Source organism: Bradyrhizobium sp. CCBAU 21365, from assembly GCF_015291305.1.
Lineage (GTDB): Bacteria > Pseudomonadota > Alphaproteobacteria > Rhizobiales > Xanthobacteraceae > Bradyrhizobium > Bradyrhizobium elkanii.
Map to the genome: position 1 here is coordinate 3,634,996 of NZ_CP030036.1, position 17,198 is coordinate 3,652,193.

Consider the following 17,198-nt stretch of genomic DNA (forward strand, 5'->3'; position numbering starts at 1 on the left):
CTCAGCGCCGGTTCGGCGGTTGCATTGCGGCGTCCCGGTCAGCGAGCAGGAGCTGCTTTGAATCGTCGCCAGTTACTCCACGGATCGGCCGTGTTGCCGACACTCATGTTCTTGCCACAGCGCCAGGCCGCCGCCGCAGCGAGCGCGACGGACGCACCCTTCAACCCAGGCATGGTCAGGGAGCTTGCGCGCAATCTCGCCAGCAAGTCGTTCGAGGCGCCGGACGAGAAGTTGCCGAACGGCCTGACGGACCTGAACTACGACCAGTACCGCTCGATCCGCTTTACGTCCGAGCGCGCGCTGTGGCGCGGTGCGAAGCTGCCGTTCGAGGCACAGTTCTTCCACCGCGGCTTCTTCTACAAGAACAAGGTCAGTATCTTCGAGGTCGCCGACGGCAAGGTCAGCGAAGTCAAATACAGCAAGGACATGTTTTCGTTCGGCGAGACCGTGCCTGACTTCACCGAGACCGACCTCGGCTTTGCCGGATTTCGGATCCACGCGCCGATCAACAAGCCGGACTATTACGACGAGGTCTGCGTCTTCCTCGGCGCGAGCTATTTCCGCGCCGTCGCCAAGGACGAGACCTACGGCCTGTCGGCGCGCGGCCTGTCGATCGATACCGGCGAGGCCAAGGGCGAGGAGTTTCCGTTCTTCAAGGCGTTCTGGCTCGAGCGCCCGGTGCCCAACGCGACCTCGCTGGTCATTCACGCCTTGCTCGACAGCAAGAGCTGCGCGGCAAGCTATCGGTTCACGATCAGGCCTGGAGCGACCACGGTGTTCGATGTCGAGGCATCGCTCTATCCGCGCGCCGATCTCGAGCATGTCGGCCTTGCGCCGATGACCAGCATGTTCTTCTTCGGGCCCAACGATCGCAACGAGGTCGACGACTTCAGACCGTCGGTGCACGATTCGGACGGGCTCGCGATCTACAACGGCAAGGGCGAGAGCCTGTGGCGCCCGCTGAGCAATCCGCGCGACCTCCAGATCAGCACGTTCCAGGACGTCAATCCGCATGGCTTCGGGCTGATGCAGCGCGAGAAGAATTTCTTCGCTTATCAGGACATCGAATCGCGCTTCGAGAAGCGTCCGAGCCTCTGGGTCGAGCCGATCGGCGACTGGGGCGAGGGCGCGGTCATCCTGTTCGAGATCCCGACCAAGGAAGAGATCCACGACAACATCGCCGCGTTCTGGCGGCCGAAGGCGCCGCCCAAGGCCAAGAGCGAGACCAATTTCACCTATCGCCTGCATTGGGGGCCGGACGCGCCGAAGCCGCATTCGCTCGCCCGCTTCACGCGCAGCGGCATCGGCGCGCATGGCGAGAACAGCAAGCTGTTCGTGCTCGACCTGTTCGGGGACAATCTGAAGGGGATCGATCCCAATAGCGTCAAGGGCGTCGTGACGGCCGAGAAGTCCGAGATCACGAATGTCGTCACGCAGCCGAATCCGAATACCGGCGGATGGCGGCTCAGCTTCCAGTGCGCCGTCAGGAAGGACCCGATCGAGCTGCGTGCGCATCTGGCGCAAGATGACAAGCCGCTCTCCGAGATCTGGGTCTATCGATGGGCGCCATAGTCACGTCGCCTCATCCCGAGGTCGCCACGGCGACCGACGGCTTCCTGCCGCAAGAGAGCCCGCTTGCGATGTCGGCGGCCGACCTCGGCCGGCCGCCGCACGCGGTGAGCAAGCCGGTGTCGGTCGGCGCGGGCATGTTGATGCGCCGCGCGCTCGTCCTGGTGCTGACGGCGGCGCTGACCGGCGCCGGTGCCTACGAGATGTACATGGTGGTCCAGGTCGGCGGCGTGACGATCATGGAGGGCATGGTGCTGGTGCTGTTCGTCGCGCTGCTCGCCTGGATCGCGTTTTCGTTCGCTTCGGCGCTCGCCGGCTTCTTCGCTCTGCTTCGGCGCAACGGCAACGCCCTGCCGATCCGCGACGATGGTCCGTTGCCGCAGCTCGCGAGCCGGACCGCGGTCCTGCTCCCGACCTACAACGAGAATCCGCATCAATTGATGGCGCGGCTGCGCGCCATCTACGAGTCCGTCGAGGCGACCGGCCAGGGCGACAACTTCGACTGGTTCGTGCTCAGCGATACCCGCGATCCCGATATCTGGATCGCCGAGGAACGGGCGTTCCTCGAGCTGTGCGAGGCCTGCGGCGCGCAGCGGCTGTTCTACCGGCATCGCGCCGACAATACGGCGCGCAAGTCCGGCAATGTCGGCGAGTGGATCACCCGGTTCGGCGGCGCCTATCGGTTCATGATCGTGCTCGACGCCGACAGCCTGATGTCGGGCGACACCATGGTGCGGATGGTGCACGCCATGGAGAGCAATCCGCAGGCGGCGCTGCTGCAGACGCTGCCGGTCATCGTCAACGCGCGCAGCCTGTTCAGCCGCCTGCAGCAGTTTGCCGGCCGGCTCTACGGACCGATGGTCGCCGCCGGCGTTGCGTGGTGGCACGGCTCCGAGGGCAATTATTGGGGGCACAATGCCATCATCAGGATCGAGGCATTTGCGCAGCAGGCCGGCCTGCCCGAGCTCTCCGGACGCAAGCCGTTCGGCGGACATATCCTGAGCCACGACTTCGTCGAGGCGGCGCTGATGCGGCGCGCCGGCTGGGGCATCTACATGGCGCCGATGCTCGGCGGCAGTTTTGAGGAGGTGCCGCCGTCGCTATTGGATTTTGCCGCGCGGGACCGCCGCTGGTGCCAGGGCAATTTGCAGCATCTCGCCGTGCTGAGGACGCGCCGGCTGCACTGGATCTCGCGGCTGCATTTCATGACCGGCATCGGCTCCTACATCACCGCGCCGCTCTGGCTGTCGTTCCTGCTGCTCGGAATCCTGATCTCGTTGCAGGCGCGCTTCATTCGCCCCGAGTATTTTCCGAAGGGTTTTTCGCTGTTCCCGAACTGGCCGGCGCAGGATCCCGTGCTCGCCGCCTGGGTGTTCGGCCTCACCATGGCGCTGCTGATCGTGCCGAAGCTGCTCGGCTTCCTCCTGTTGCTGACACGCTCGGACGTGCGCCGGCAATTCGGCGGCGGCTTCCGGGCTTTGACGGGCGTGATCGCCGAAGTGCTGATCTCGGCGATGATCGCGCCGGTCATGATGGTGTTCCAGTCGATCGCCGTCGTCGAGATCCTGCTCGGCCGGGACGCGGGCTGGCAGACGCAGCGGCGCGACGACGGCGCGGTCGAGCGGCGCGAGCTCTATCGGAAGTACGGCGTTCCGACCGCCTGCGGTGTCGCGATGGCGATCAGCGCGTGGGCGGTGTCGCTGCCGCTGCTGCTGTGGATGTCGCCGGTGATCGTCGGCCTGTTGTTTGCGATCCCGATCGGCGCCTGGACCGCCAGGCCGGCGATGCACGCGCTGTTCGTGACGCCGGAGGAAGCTAAGCCGCCGCGCGTGCTGGTCCGCGCCAATGAGCTGGCGGCGTCGCCGGCACACGCGTCGGCCCCTGCGCTCGCGACGCTGCGGCAGGATCCCGCGCTGTTGCATCGCCATCTCTCGTCGCTGCCGCCGGCGCGGCGCGGCGGTCCGGGCGAGATCGATCTTCACCTCGCGGTGGCGCGTGCGCGGATCGAGGCAAGCGACAGCTTCGACCAGGCGGTCCGCCATCTCACGCCGCGCGAGACGCTGGCCGTGCTCGGTGATTCCGCTCTGCTGGAAGGGGTGCTTGCGAAGTAGTGTGGGGCGTCAGGCCGCTTCCGGCAGCTTCGTCTGCAGGGACCGCGGATCGCGGGGCAGCGTGACGCGCACGACGGTGCCGACGCCGAGCCTGGAGCGCAGCCGCATCGAGCCGCCGTGCAGATTGGTGAGCGAGCGCGCGATCGCAAGTCCGAGACCGGAGCCCTGGTAGCTCTTGGTGAGCTGGCTCTCGACCTGTTCGAACGGCTTGCCGAGCCGGCGCAGCGATTCCGGCGCGATGCCGATGCCGCTGTCGGCGATCAGAAGCACGATCGAGTCATCCAGCATCTGGCCGCGCACCAGCACACGACCGTGGTCGGGCGTGAACTTCACCGCATTGGAGAGCAGGTTGACGATGATCTGCTTGACCGCGCGGCGGTCGGCGACGACCGAGATCGTGCTTTCGATATCCGATTCCAGCGACAATCCCTTGTGCTCGGCGCGGCCGGAGACCACCCGCAGCGACTCCGCGAGGATGCCGGAGAGGTCGAGCGGCTCCATGTCGAACTTCATGCGGCCGGCCTCGATCTTGGACATGTCGAGAATGTCGTTGATGACCTCGAGCAGGTATTTCCCCGACGTCAGGATGTCGTGGCAGTACTCCGCGTACTTGTCCGAGCCGAGCGTGCCGAACAGGCCGCTGCCCATGATCTCGGAGAAGCCGATGATGGCGTTGAGCGGCGTGCGCAGCTCATGGCTCATATTGGCGAGGAACTTCGACTTCGCGGCGTTGGCGTCCTCGGCGCGGGTCTTTTCCTGCGAGTATTTTTCGGCGAGGTCGGCGAGCTCGACGGCCTGCCGTTCCAGCTCGGCTTGCGAGCGCTGCAGGTCGATCACGGTGGCGCGCAGGCGCAGATCGTTGTCGACCAGCTTCTGCTCGTGCGCCTTGATGCGGGTGATGTCGGTGCCGACGGAGACGTAGCCGCCGTCCTTGGTGCGGCGCTCGCTGATGTGCAGCCAGCTGCCGTCGTCGAGCTGGGCCTCGAAGGTGCGGGCGCCGGGCGCCGGCACGCCGCTCTCGTGCAGGCGGGTACGCACCTCGGGCATGCTGCCGACCTCGATCACGGTCTCGTAGGAGGTGCCGGGGCTGACGGCGGAATCGGGCAGCCTGTGCAGCCGCTGGAAGTGCGAGTTGCAGAGCACGAGGCGGTCGTCGGCATCCCAGAGCACGAAGGCCTCCGGAATGGTCTCGATCGCGTCGCGCAGCCTGAGATCGGCTTCCACCGACTTCTCGGCGAGGCTCTTCTGCTCGGTGATGTCGACCGCGATGCCGATCAGATGCAGGCCGCCGTCGGCGGCGGCGTGGCTGAGCTCGCAGCGCACCCGCAGCCAGATCCAGTGGCCGCCGACATGGCGCATGCGGAAGCTCTGGTCGATGTGATCGATCTTGCCCGAGATCAGCTGGTCGGCGATGTCGAACAGGTTGATGTCGTCCGAATTCACCAGCGCGTTGACCTCGCCGAAGGTGAGGAGGTCGTTACGGGTGTCGAGGCCGAGCAAGGTGAACATTGACTGCGACCAGAAGATCCTGCCGCGCGACAGGTCCCAGTCCCACAATCCGCAGCGGCCGCGGTTGAGCGCGGTGTCGATCCGGCCGCGCACGGCGTCGTTGATCAGGTCGCCCTCGCGGGCGCGGGTCGATTGCCAGTGGAACGCGAAGCCGAGGATCAGCACCACGAAGCTCGTGGTCGCCGACAGCGTCACCGAGAGCGCGGCGTCCGATCCCCAGATCGGCTCGTTCATCTCCTGGATCACGACGACCTGGCCGGGCAGCGACTTGACGAGCTGCGAGATCGCCAGCGCGCCGGTGCCGCCGGGCAGCGTCATGTCGCTGACCGTGCCCTGCTGGCCGGGCGCGACGAGCAGCTGCGCGGTGGAGACGATGTCGAGGATGCGGTCGTTCTCGCCGGCGCCATCGACCGGCACGCGCGCCAGCACGCGGTGATCGGCGCTGGTGATGATGACGTGGCGGCCATAGGCGATGCCCCAGGACGGGATCAGGTCCGGCAGCAGCTCCTGCATCCGCTCGATGTTGGCGAGCCGGTCGCGCCGCACCGAGGTCAGGCGATCGAGACGTTCGGCGAGGATGTCGGAGAGCGCGGCGAGGTCGCGCTTCATCGCGCCGCGCTTCTGCCGGCTCTGGTCGATCACCTGAACGAAGGCGCCGAGGCAGATCGTGATGAGGAAGGCGATGATGAGGGTAGGGACAGCGCGGCGCAGTGCAGGCTCGGCCGTCAAGAGCCTGTGATAGGCCGGTTTCGCGATCGACTGCGCCAATCCCTTGATCGAATCGGATTGGACGCACGCGTTCGCTGCATGCGCGCGCGCCATGCCTTAGACCCCCGCTCTAAGCTGATTTTTACCCGGTTCGGATGCTCCCCACGATGCATCCGAATCATGATCATTTGAATCCAGATTTCCGGGACTGTCGAGAGTCAACGATTCGTTAATGCGAAAAAATTCTTGTCCCGGAGAGAATCATGCAGCGCAAAGTGAGTCCGAAACAGGAACGGCTCCGTAGAATTACGCGCGCGTCGGCTCTGCGTGACTGATCACACGCTTCACGGAGGGGAACGCACGGCGCAGTTTGCGTTCGATCTCGTCGACGCTTTCGTGCACCTTGATCACACTCATCGAAGGGCGAGCGCGGCAATGGAAGTTGACGATCTCGCCGGCATCGGTGTTGCGGACCCGCACATTGTGGATGTCATGGATCGCGCCGCCATCGGCAAAGCCGGTCAGCGCGGCCTTGATGGTTTCAACGCGATCGGGCGCGGCGTCGGTTCCCCACGGCAGTTCCGGCTCGAGCGGCTCGATGTGGGTGTCGACCTCGACGTCCTCGCCGAAATCCTCGCGGATCGCGCGCTCGAGGTTGTGGGCGATGTCGTGCGCCGCGTCGAGCGCCATGTCGCCGTCGACCTCGAGGTCGATACCGACGATCAGCTTGCCGCCGATATCGTGTACGGTGACGTGGTGGATGGCGAGGCCGGAATTGCGCGCGATCACCATGATGCGCTCGCGCACGCTCTCATTGTCGCGCGCCACCGGCACCGCGGTGAAGGTAAGGTCGGCGTCGCCGAACGTCTTGGCCACCGCCGCCTGCGCCCGGCGCTTGATGTCCTCGACGCGGTCGATCGGGTAGGTGCGCGGCACGGTGACGCTGGCATCGATGAAATGCGTCGCGCCGACCATGCGGACGCGCAACCGGTCGACATCGACCACCCCCGGCACGGCCTTGATGGCGGCGGTGGCCTTCTCCAGCGCGCCTTCGGGCGCGCGGTCGAGCAGGGTCTCGACCGTCTCCCGCGCCATGCGCAGGCCGAGCAGGGCGATCATCACCGCGACCGCGATCGCCGCCGCGGCATCGCCCCACCAGAAGCCGAAGCCGGCCAGCACCAGGCCGACAATGACGGCGCTCGAGCCCATCACGTCGGAGGCGAAATGCAGCGCGTCGGCGGCCAGCGCCTGGCTCTTGGTGTCGCGCGCGGCGCGGTGCAGCGCGCGGGCCCGCCAAAGATTGACGCCGATATCGATGACCAGAACGATGAAGGGGATGGCCGAGATCGACGGCGGCGGCGCGCCCTCGCGCAGATGACTGTAGGCCTGGACCAGGATGCCGCCGGCCAGCACATAGAGCAAAGCGATGATGCCGAGTGCCGAGACGCTCTCGAACTTGCCGTGGCCGTAATGATGCTCGGCATCGGCCGGCTGATCCGACACCCGCACCACCGCCCAGGTGATGATGGTGGCGACCAGGTCGATCGACGAGTGCAGCGCCTCGGAGATCAGCGCCAGCGATCCGATCGCGATGCCGACGACGAACTTCGCCACCGCCATGCTGCCGCTGGCGAGGATCGAGATCGCGGCGACCGATGTCTTGGCGGAGGGGGCGCTGGTCTTTGAAGAGCTCATGGGCGGCGGTGTAGCAGGGAGTTGGTGAACATCAAGTGTCATTCGCCACGCGCAGTCGCCACTCAGTTGCAATTGCATCCTTGCGCCAAAATCATGCCGTCGTCCTGGCGAAAGCCAGGACCCATAACCACAGGGTTGTGTTGTTGAAGTGAGCTGTTGCGATTGCATCGCCTCATGACTCGCATTCGGGGCAATGGGTCCTGGCTTTCGCCAGGACGACACTGGATGTGCTGCGCAGCGAAACCCATCAGTTGTTTCCGCGCGGTAACGTGAAGTTTCGCTTCGCTCGACCCATCCAACGGACTGCCCGCGCTGCAATCGATCGCAATCACTTGCTATTTAAAGACCAATCGGTCTATATATCGGCAATGAGCCGCCAAACCCCAGTGCAGTCGCCCCGTGGGCGCCCGCGAAGCTTCGACACGGAGGCCGCGGTCGAGCGCGCCATGAATGTGTTCTGGTCGCGCGGCTATCACGCCACGGCGCTGCCGGACCTGCTGCGTGCGACAAAACTCTCGCGCGGCAGCCTTTACGCTGCCTTCGGCGACAAGCACTCGCTGTTCCTGCGCGCGCTCGATCGCTACATTGCCGATGCCGTGACGCGGATGGATGACGAACTCGATCCCGGCAGAGATCCGGTCGATGGCCTGCGGGCCTACCTTGCCGGTTACGTTGAGCGCACGTGCGGTGCCAATGGCCGGCGCGGCTGCCTGTTGGTGGCGACGGCGATGGAACTGGCTGGCCAGGATGCCGAGGTTGGCCGTCGCTTCGCGAGCTTCTTCAAAACCATGGAGGCCAGGGTGGCGGACGCATTTTCCCGTGCGGAGACCGCGGGCAAGCTGGCCGCTGGCGTCGAGCCATCGAGTGCCGCCCGAATTCTCATTTGTTTCCTGTGGGGGCTGCGCGTGGTCGCCAAAACGGCTCCGGCGCGTACCACGTCGCAAGCCACCGCTGACGCGCTGCTCGATCGCTTCCTCAGGTAAGGAGCCCGTGGACGCCTCTCGCTTTTGGCGTGTCGATATATGGACCGATCGGTCTTGAAAGGAAGGTGCCATGTCTGCCATCCAGATCGTCTGCGCGGTGGCCGTTCCCTTGCTCTGGGGTTATCAGTTCGTGGTCATCAAGGTCGGCGTCACCGAGTTTCCGCCGCTCTTCTTCCTCGGACTGCGCTTCCTGGCCATCGCGCTGCTGCTTGTACCGTTCGTCAGAAGGCCGACGCGCCAACAGCTCGGCCCTGTCGCGGCCATTTCGGTTTTCCTCGGCGGACTGAACTTCGGGCTGTTTTATGTCGGCCTCGGGCTCGGCTCGGGAAGCATGTCGGCCGTCGCCTATCAACTTGCCCCGCCGTTCACCGTGCTGCTCGCCTGGCCGCTGCTCGCGGAGCGGCCGTCGCTCGTCACATCCGCCGGCGTGGTACTGGCGTTCGTCGGCGTGGTCGTGCTGGCGGCGGGGCCGGGACTGTCGGCAAACGTGCTGCCGCTGCTGCTTGTGGTCGGGGCAGCCTTCGCATTCGCGGTGTCCACCGTCCTGACGAAACGCTACGGCCCATTCGATCCCCTGATGCTGATGGGGTGGTCGTCGCTGCTCACGGTGCCACAGGTGATGTTGATGTCGCTGCTGCTTGAATATGGACAAGCGGCGAGCCTTGTCACGGCGGATCAACGTGGCTGGCTGGCGCTGGCCTACACCATCTTCATCGGCGGCATTGTCGGGTTCGGCCTCTGGTTCTGGCTGATCGCGCGTTGCTCGATGGGGCGTGTTGCCCCCTTCGGTCTGCTGCTTCCGGTGTTCGCCTTGCTCTTCAGCGTGATGTTCCTTGGCGACAGCGTGACGCCGAAGCTGATTGTCGGCGGACTGCTTGCGATCTCCGGCGTTGCCATCACGCAGGTCAGACCGGGTGCGTAGCGCGGACAGGGGACCGCCTTCGGGGGGGCCTTCCGTTTGCGTAAAATGCGAACGGTTCGCCATCGCCAGGACGCGAGCGCGTGCGGCAAAACAGCGCTCTCCCGGCGTGGCCGTTGCGCTGTGCCTCAACTTCAAAGCCGGCCATCGCGGCATGCGGCTGCTCGGAGCGTGATTTCTCGCACCAGGTCCCCTTTTTTGGCAGCTCGGCCCGCAGCGTTCGTATGCAGTTTGTGCCAGAGCGCGCAGCCACGCGGACAGAAGTCGCCGGGCATGCTTTGACGCCACAACTTCGGGTGGAACGATTCCCTTCTGGAGGTGTTTGGCGGCGATGCTCTCGGTGCTCAGGGAGCGGACCAAAGAAAAGGGAGAGGCCACATGAGGAGCGTTTTCGCGGGTACAGACCGGATAGATACCCGACAGTTTAGACCGGCATGATTGCCGACAGGTTTCTAGAAGCATCGGCGGGAGGGCCCGACGATGCCGTTCAGAGAGACCAGTCGGATGGAAGAGCGTATCCGGATGTTTATGGAGTACGAGAGCGGGAACTGGAACGTGTCGGAGTTGTGCCGCCGTCACGGTATCTGCCGCGACACGTTTTACGCATGGCGCCAGCGGAAGCAGAGCGGCGATCCGGAGTGGTTCAGGGACCGTTCGCACGCGCCGCAGCAATGCCGACAAACGACCGATGCAGCGATTGCAGAGAAGGTGATCGCGGCTCGGCAGCGCTTTCCCTATCTGGGACCGCGCAAGCTGCTCGCCTTGCTCGACCGCCAGGCGCCGGAGATCGATTGGCCGGCGGCGTCGACGATTGGGAGCATTCTCAAGCGCGCGGGGCTGATCTCGCCGGTGAAGCGCCGTCGCCGTCCGCTCGACCAGCGGCGTCCCTGCACGCCGGTGCAGGAGCCGAACGACGAGTGGAGCGTGGACTTCAAGGGCTGGTTTCGCACCCGCGACCAGTGCCGGGTCGATCCCCTGACGGTGGCCGACAGCCACAGCCGCTTCCTGATCGAACTGCAGATCGTCGCACCGACGACCGAGGGCGTCCGCCCCCGCTTCGAAAGAGCTTTCCGCGAGCATGGCCTGCCGCGGGCAATCCGCTGCGACAATGGTTCGCCGTTCGGCTCGCGCGGCGCCGGCGGTCTCACCACATTGTCGGTCTGGTGGCTGAAGCTCGGCATTACGCCGCGCTTCATCCGTCCGGCCTCGCCGCAGGAGAACGGTCGCCATGAGCGCATGCATCGCACCTTGAAGGCGCAAACATCGAGCCCACCGGCAGATAATGCGTCGGAGCAACAGGCCCGCTTTGACGCCTTCCGAGAGCATTACAATAGGGAACGTCCTCACGAAGCGCTGGGCCAACGGCCGCCGGAAGACGCCTATCGAGCATCTCAACGCACCATGCCGGATCGCGAGCAAGACCCCTGGTATGACGCCAATCACCAGGCCCGCCGTGTTCGCGGCAACGGAGAGATCAAATGGAAAGGCAAGTTCGTCTTTATCGGTCAGGCGCTGGTGAACGAACTTGTCGGCATCGCCGAACTCGATACCGGTGACCACGTCGTCCGCTTCTGCGACCTCGACGTCGGTCTCATCGACCGCCGCGGTCTGTTCACCCGGTTCGCTCCGCCGCGTGAGGGGCTGCGCGAACCGGGTGAACAGACCGCTTAACCCAAACTGTCGGGGATCATGCCGGTCCAAAATGTCGGGAATCATGCCGGTTGAACAGCGAAGGCGTCAATCCTCGGGGTTGTCAGCGCGGGCCTGATCGGTACGGCCGCGGCACAGACTCAAGATTTGCGCAAGGGCGCGGCCGATGCGACCAAGCAGGCAAATTCGGTCTTGCTGAAACAGCTGCCGTTTAGCGACACCTCTGATTTCGACGCGGCGAACAAAGGCTTCATGGCCGCGCTGCCATCCGAGACAATCAAGGGCAGCGCGGGCAACGCGATCTGGAACCCGCAGCAGTACGGCTTCATCAGCGACGCGACGGCCCCCGATACGGTCAACCCAAGCCTGTGGCGACAATCCCGGCTGATCAACATCTCCGGCTTGTTCGAGGTGACCGACGGCATCTATCAGGTCCGCAACCAGGACCTGTCGAACATGACGATCATCGAGGGCAGCGAGGGCGTTACAATCGTCGATCCGCTCGTCTCGGCGGAGACGGCAAAGGTGGCGCTCGACCTGTACCGCTCGAAGCGCGGCAACAAGCCAGTCAAGGCCGTGATCTACACCCACAGCCATGTCGACCACTATGGTGGTGTGCGGGGTGTCACCAGCGAGGACGACGTCCAGTCCGGCAAGGTCAAGATCTACGCGCCGGATGGATTCCTGGAGGCTGCGGTCGCCGAGAACGTCATGGCTGGCACCGCGATGAGCCGGCGCGCCAGCTACATGTACGGCAACCTGCTCAAGGCGGATCCGAAAGGTCAGGTCGGCGCAGGTCTCGGCACCACGACCTCGGCAGGCACGGTGACGCTCATCGCGCCGACCAACATCATCAAGGAAACCGGACAGAAAGAGAAGATCGACGGCTTGACCTACGAGTTTCTGATGGCACCCGGTTCGGAAGCGCCTTCGGAGATGATGTGGTTCATCGAGGAAAAGAAGGCGATGGAATCCGCCGAGGACGCGACTCACACGCTGCACAATACGTATTCGCTTCGCGGCGCCAAAATTCGCGAGCCGCTGCCCTGGTCGAAATACCTCAACCAGGCGCTGGTGATGTGGGGCGACAAGGTCGATGTGGTGTTTGCGCAGCACCACTGGCCGACATGGGGTAATGACAAGGTGGTTTCGCTTCTGGAGAGCCAGCGCGACCTTTACCGCTTCATCAACGACCAGACCCTGCGCATGGTCAACCACGGCATGACGATGCGCGAGATCGCCGACGGATTCAAAATGCCTGACAGCCTCGCCAATGTCTGGGCAAACCGCGGTTACTACGGCTCGATCTATCATGACGTGGCCGCCACCTATGTTCTTTATCTTGGCTGGTTCGACGGCAACCCGGCCACCCTGCACGAACTGCCGCCGGTCGAGGCGAGCAAGAAGTACGTCGAGTTCATGGGCGGCAGCGACGAGGTTCTGAAGAAGGCCAAGGCTTCCTACGACAAGGGCGAATATCGCTGGGTGGCTCAAGCCGTCCACCACGTCGTGTTCGCCGATCCCGACAATCAGGCCGCCAAGAATCTCGAAGCCGACGCGCTCGAGCAACTCGGCTATCAGGCCGAGTCCGGACCGTGGCGCAACTTCTACCTGACCGGCGCCCAGGAACTGCGCAACGGAGTCGCCAAGCTGCCGACGCCGAACACCGCGAGCCCCGATACGGTGCGCGCGATGTCCGCGGATTTATTCTTCGACTATCTCGGAGTTCGCCTCAACGCGGAGAAGGCCGGCAACGCGCATGCGAAGCTCAACTTCGAGTTCGGCAAGGACGGCAATTACTTCGTCGAGCTGAAGAACGGCGTGCTGAACCACACGGCGAACATGAAGTCCAACAATGCCGATGCGACGGTCGCGTTGTCGCGCGATACGCTGAACGGCATCATCCTGCAGCAGACCAGGTTTGACGATGCCATCTCGTCCGGCGCGGTGAAGGTCAGCGGAGACCAGACCAAGCTGCGCGATCTCGTGTCGTATCTCGACACGTTCGACTTCTGGTTCAATATCGTGACGCCGAACGCGACGGCTCAATCCGCCACGACGGGGCGAGGGGGAACGTCGCGATAATCATACGATAATCATACGGTCAAACGGCGCGGGGCACTTGCCTCGCGCCGCTGCGTTATGCGCACCTTGCCGAAGATCGCGCGGATCTCCTCGATCGATCGGGTAGGGAAGGTGGAGCCGATATACCCTTCACGCGCAGTCGAAAGACAGTGCCGATCAGTCATTTTGCTGACGCAATCTCTGTCTTAGTCGGGCGAGAAACTGAAGACACGGTGTGAGGACCGCCCCGGTTCTCATAACGGTTCCACCGCCGGAACTGGCACGAATCCGCAAAGAATTGGCACGCGTTAACGCCTCCGCGTTCGCTCGACCATGTCTTGCGGCATCGGGAACCGGAAGATCGAAGAAAATCAATCAAGGAGTTATGATGCTGTTCGGCTCGAGCGCCGCGATTTGCGGCGCCCTGGTTGCGCTCGCCATGTCTGGCACCGCTGCTCGAAGTGAAATTGCTGCGGTTCATTCAAGCGCCGTCGTCAATGCCGCGTGTGGGGATGCAATCGTTGGCGCGGCATCCATGTACAATCCGTTCAAGCCCGGCAAGGAGGAGGGCGGCCCGAGCACAGCCTCCGGCGAGCGCTATGATCACTCGGTCTGGGCAGCTGCCATCAAGACGAGTTTGCGTCGCAAGTTCGGTGGGGTCCAATTTGGCGCGAGGCCGAAATATGCCCTCGTCGAGGCCGTCGGCAAGAAGGTCATCGTGAAGATAAATGACGTGGGGCCATTACGGCCCGGCCGCATCATTGACCTCAATGAGCGGACGATGCGCTACTTCGATCCAAGCCTGGAGCTCGGAGTCATCAGTGGCGTCAAGGTCAGCCCGCTTGCGGGGGACTATTGGATTCCCGGACCCGTTGGCTGATCCGCCCTTCGCTCGCGGTTGCTACAGCGTCACCACGATCTTGCCGAGATGCTTGTTGGCTTCCATGTGCTCGAACGCCTTGCCGATGTCGGCGAATTTGTAGACCTGGTCGATCGGCAGCTGCAGCTTGCGTGCCTCGACCGCCGGCCAGATGTCCTTGCGCACCTCGTCGAAGATCGCGCGGATCTCCTCGATCGAGCGGGTGCGGAAGGTGACGCCGATATACTGGATGCGGCGCGCCGCATGCAGGTCGAAGTTGAAGTCGCCATGGGTGCCGCCGAGCCGGCCGACATTGACGATGCGGCCCTTGACCTTGGTCGCCTTGAGGTTCTGGTTGGCGACCGGTCCGGAAACCTGGTCGACGATCAGGTCGACGCCTTCGCCTGATGTCGCCTGCAGCACCTGATCGACCCAGCCGGGATCCTTCGAGTCCACCGCGAGATCGGCGCCGAACTCCTTCAGCCGGCCGCGCCGCATCGCGTCGGTCGATGAGCCCACCACGAGCCTGGCGCCCTTCAGCTTGGCGATCTGCATCGCCATCAGGCCGACGCCGGAGCTCGCGCCCTGGATCAGCACGGTCTGGCCCGGCTGCAGCGCGCCGTTGGTGACGACGGCGTTGTGCATGGTGGCGAGCGCGACGGGCAGGGTTGCGGCCTCGTCGAAATTCATGTTCGAGGGCGCGCGGAACAGCCGGCCGTGATCGGCCAGCGTGTATTCGGCGAATGCCGCGCCGCCGGAGCCCATGATCTTGTCGCCGACCTTGACGCTTTTGGCATCGGGGCCGAGCTCGGCGACCTCGCCGGCCCATTCCATGCCGAGCACGGTGCCGACGCCGCCGGCCGCGCCGTGGACATGGCCCTTGGTCATGCCGAGATCGGCGCGGTTCAACCCGCAGGCATGAACCTTGACCAGCACCTGGGTGCCCTTCGGCACGGGCTTGGCAACGTCGGTGATTTCAGGGCCGTTGGCTCCGTAGACATAGGCTTTCATGGGGCATTCCCGGCTAGTTGTCTCGCGTGAGTTGATACCGTCATCCTGAGGTGCGAGCGAAGCGAGCCTCGAAGGGTGAACGGCCCGGCTGGTGGCCGTCGACCCTTCGAGACGCGCTTCGCGCTCCTCAGGTGACGGATCACGACGGGCCCTATTCCGCGGCCTGGCGCTTGGCGCCGGACATCATGGCTTCCAGCCGCTCGCGGATGATCGCTTCCGCTTCGTGGACGATGCGCGACACCAGCTCGGCGCAGGACGGAATGTCGTGGATCAAGCCCTGCACCTGGCCGGCCGACCAGATGCCTTCGTCGGCATCGCCTGATGCGTAGACCATCTTGCCGCGGGCGCCGGCGACCAGCTCGCGCACGTCCTCGAACTTGGCGCCTTCCTTCTCCATCTGCACGACCTTGGTCGAGATCGCGTTCTTGGCGACGCGCGAGGTGTTGCGCATGGTGCGGAAGATCAGCTCGGTCTCGCGCTCGTCATTGGCGACGATGCGCTCCTTCACGAGCTGGTGGATCGGGCTCTCCTTGGTGCACATGAAGCGCGTGCCCATGTTGATGCCTTCGGCGCCAAGCGCGAGCGCAGCGACGAGGCCGCGCGCGTCGCCGAAACCGCCCGAGGCGATCATCGGGATCTTCACCTTGTCGGCGGCGGCGGGGATCAGGATCAGGCCGGGGGTGTCGTCCTCGCCGGGATGGCCGGCGCATTCAAAGCCGTCGATCGAGATCGCGTCGGCGCCCATCCGCTCGGCGGACAGCGCGTGGCGCACGCTGGTACATTTGTGCAGCACCTTGATGCCGTGCTTCTTGAACTCGTCGACATGTTCCTGCGGCTTGTTGCCGGCGGTCTCGACGATCTTGATGCCGCTCTCGATGATGGCCTGGCGATACTCGGCGTAGGGCGGCGGCTTGATCGCGGGCAGGATGGTCAGGTTGACGCCGAACGGCTTGTCGGTCAGCTCGCGGCAGCGCGCGATTTCCTTGCGCAGATCGTCCGGCGTCGGCTGCGTCAGCGCGGTGATCATGCCGAGCGCGCCGGCATTGGCGACGGCCGCAACCAGCTCGGCGCGCCCGACCCATTGCATGCCGCCCTGCACGATCGGGTGGTCGACGCCGAACATTTCGGTGAAACGTGTCTTGATCATTCTGCCCTCGTTTCCATCGGAATTTTCCGTGACGCGGACGGCGGCGCACGGTGTTGTTATGGGATGTCGAGGGAAGGATGCAGTCCTGTCCGGCAATTGTCTACCGGCGACCTGCGGCGCGCCCATGCGGAAATGACGGGCCGCGGCGGTCAGGCGAGGGCGGGACGGAAATCTTTCGTCATCTGTTCAGGCGCTCGTGATCGAACACGCAGCGCCTGGCTGAGAGCAAGGCAAAGCAGGCGCGTGTTTACGCCGGCACGGCGTCCTTCTTCGACGCGGCGGTCTCCTCGTCGAACGCCGCGGCGATGTCGCGCATGCTGACGACACCGATCAGGCTGTAATTGTCGATGACGGGCACATGGCGAATGTGGTGCTTGGTCATGAGATGGCGGATGTGCTCGAGCGTGTCGCTCGATGTGCACGAGACCAGCTGCTGCACCGAGACGAACTGCGACACCTTCATGCCGGCACCGGCCGCACCGTGCTCGGCGATCGCGCGCACCACGTCGCGCTCGGTGAACATGCCGACGGCGGTGTTGCCCTCGGTGCGAACGACATCCTTGACCACGAGCGCGCTGATATTGCTGGCGCGCATCAGTTGCGCGGCAATCGCGACGGTCTCGTTCATGCGCACCGTGGCGACGCGGGGGGTCTTCTTGCGCAGGATATCTCCGACTTGCATGGCAACCTCCTTGGTTATCGTTGACGGGAGTCTGGTATACAAAATGCCAATTGTCAACGTCGCTGTCATAGGAATCTACCATCAGGAAACGGCTTAAATAGGCAGGTTCGCTGACGTTTCCGACGATTGTGAGCGGCGAGGGCGATCTGCCGCGCTTGGCGTTCTGGTATCTGGCATCCCTGCCTTTGGCAAAAGAACTTGGCAAAAGAAAAGAGGCGCACCGAAATGCGCCTCCATCAGTCTCCGGGGAAATGTCGGGACCAAGCGGTCCTGATCGGGTGGTCTTGGCCA

The 17,198-nt window shown here is 64.4% G+C and carries 12 protein-coding genes; 7 read left to right on the plus strand and 5 right to left on the minus strand.

Going from position 1 to position 17,198, the window contains the following annotated elements; all coding sequences use genetic code 11:
* The first annotated feature begins 105 nt into the window (after positions 1-105).
* Positions 106-1,572, plus strand: coding sequence for a glucan biosynthesis protein G (locus XI02_RS16530; protein WP_018270740.1), 1,467 nt, complete (start codon positions 106-108; stop codon positions 1,570-1,572).
* Entirely contained in the window at positions 1,560-3,680 is a 2,121-nt protein-coding gene (mdoH, locus tag XI02_RS16535; RefSeq protein WP_018270741.1) for a glucans biosynthesis glucosyltransferase MdoH, read from the plus strand. The genes XI02_RS16530 and mdoH overlap by 13 nt, the downstream gene beginning before the upstream one ends.
* Before the next feature lie 9 nt (positions 3,681-3,689).
* Here mdoH and XI02_RS16540 read toward each other — a convergent pair whose 3' ends face one another.
* A complete protein-coding gene (locus tag XI02_RS16540; protein WP_018270742.1) occupies positions 3,690-6,011 on the minus strand; it encodes a PAS domain-containing sensor histidine kinase in 2,322 nt (773 codons plus the stop codon).
* A 192-nt stretch (positions 6,012-6,203) separates the two neighbouring features.
* The gene (locus tag XI02_RS16545) at positions 6,204-7,592 is read right to left on the minus strand and encodes a cation-efflux pump (RefSeq protein ID WP_026192539.1); all 1,389 of its coding nucleotides are present in this window, start codon (positions 7,590-7,592) and stop codon (positions 6,204-6,206) included.
* A gap of 368 nt (positions 7,593-7,960) precedes the next feature.
* Here XI02_RS16545 and XI02_RS16550 point away from each other — a divergent pair, with 368 nt between their 5' ends.
* From XI02_RS16550 to XI02_RS16570, 5 genes are all read left to right on the plus strand, one after another.
* Positions 7,961-8,575: a TetR/AcrR family transcriptional regulator gene (locus tag XI02_RS16550; protein WP_172649186.1), complete on the plus strand. Its 615-nt coding sequence runs from the start codon at positions 7,961-7,963 to the stop codon at positions 8,573-8,575.
* 70 nt (positions 8,576-8,645) lie between these two features.
* Positions 8,646-9,497 carry a DMT family transporter gene (locus tag XI02_RS16555; protein WP_018270744.1) on the plus strand — a complete coding sequence of 284 codons (852 nt, stop codon included), beginning with the start codon at positions 8,646-8,648 and terminating at the stop codon, positions 9,495-9,497.
* A 501-nt stretch (positions 9,498-9,998) separates the two neighbouring features.
* Positions 9,999-11,165, plus strand: coding sequence for an integrase core domain-containing protein (locus XI02_RS16560; RefSeq protein ID WP_244620959.1), 1,167 nt, complete (start codon positions 9,999-10,001; stop codon positions 11,163-11,165).
* A gap of 126 nt (positions 11,166-11,291) precedes the next feature.
* The gene (locus tag XI02_RS16565; protein WP_016842347.1) at positions 11,292-13,229 is read left to right on the plus strand and encodes an alkyl/aryl-sulfatase; all 1,938 of its coding nucleotides are present in this window, start codon (positions 11,292-11,294) and stop codon (positions 13,227-13,229) included.
* A gap of 364 nt (positions 13,230-13,593) precedes the next feature.
* A complete protein-coding gene (locus tag XI02_RS16570) occupies positions 13,594-14,088 on the plus strand; it encodes a septal ring lytic transglycosylase RlpA family protein (protein ID WP_016842348.1) in 495 nt (164 codons plus the stop codon).
* Between the two features lie 21 nt (positions 14,089-14,109).
* Here the strand turns inward: XI02_RS16570 and XI02_RS16575 are convergent, their stop codons facing one another.
* The 3 genes from XI02_RS16575 to XI02_RS16585 all read right to left on the minus strand — a co-directional run bounded on the left by XI02_RS16575 (position 14,110) and on the right by XI02_RS16585 (position 16,907).
* The gene (locus XI02_RS16575) at positions 14,110-15,078 is read right to left on the minus strand and encodes a zinc-binding dehydrogenase (RefSeq protein ID WP_018270746.1); all 969 of its coding nucleotides are present in this window, start codon (positions 15,076-15,078) and stop codon (positions 14,110-14,112) included.
* Positions 15,079-15,229: 151 nt separating this feature from the next.
* Complete coding sequence (locus XI02_RS16580; protein ID WP_018270747.1) at positions 15,230-16,225, minus strand: nitronate monooxygenase family protein; 996 nt, start codon at positions 16,223-16,225, stop codon at positions 15,230-15,232.
* A gap of 247 nt (positions 16,226-16,472) precedes the next feature.
* Positions 16,473-16,907 (minus strand): CBS domain-containing protein, encoded by a 435-nt coding sequence (locus tag XI02_RS16585; protein WP_016846946.1) that lies wholly within the window; start codon positions 16,905-16,907, stop codon positions 16,473-16,475.
* Between the last annotated feature and the right edge of the window lie 291 nt (positions 16,908-17,198).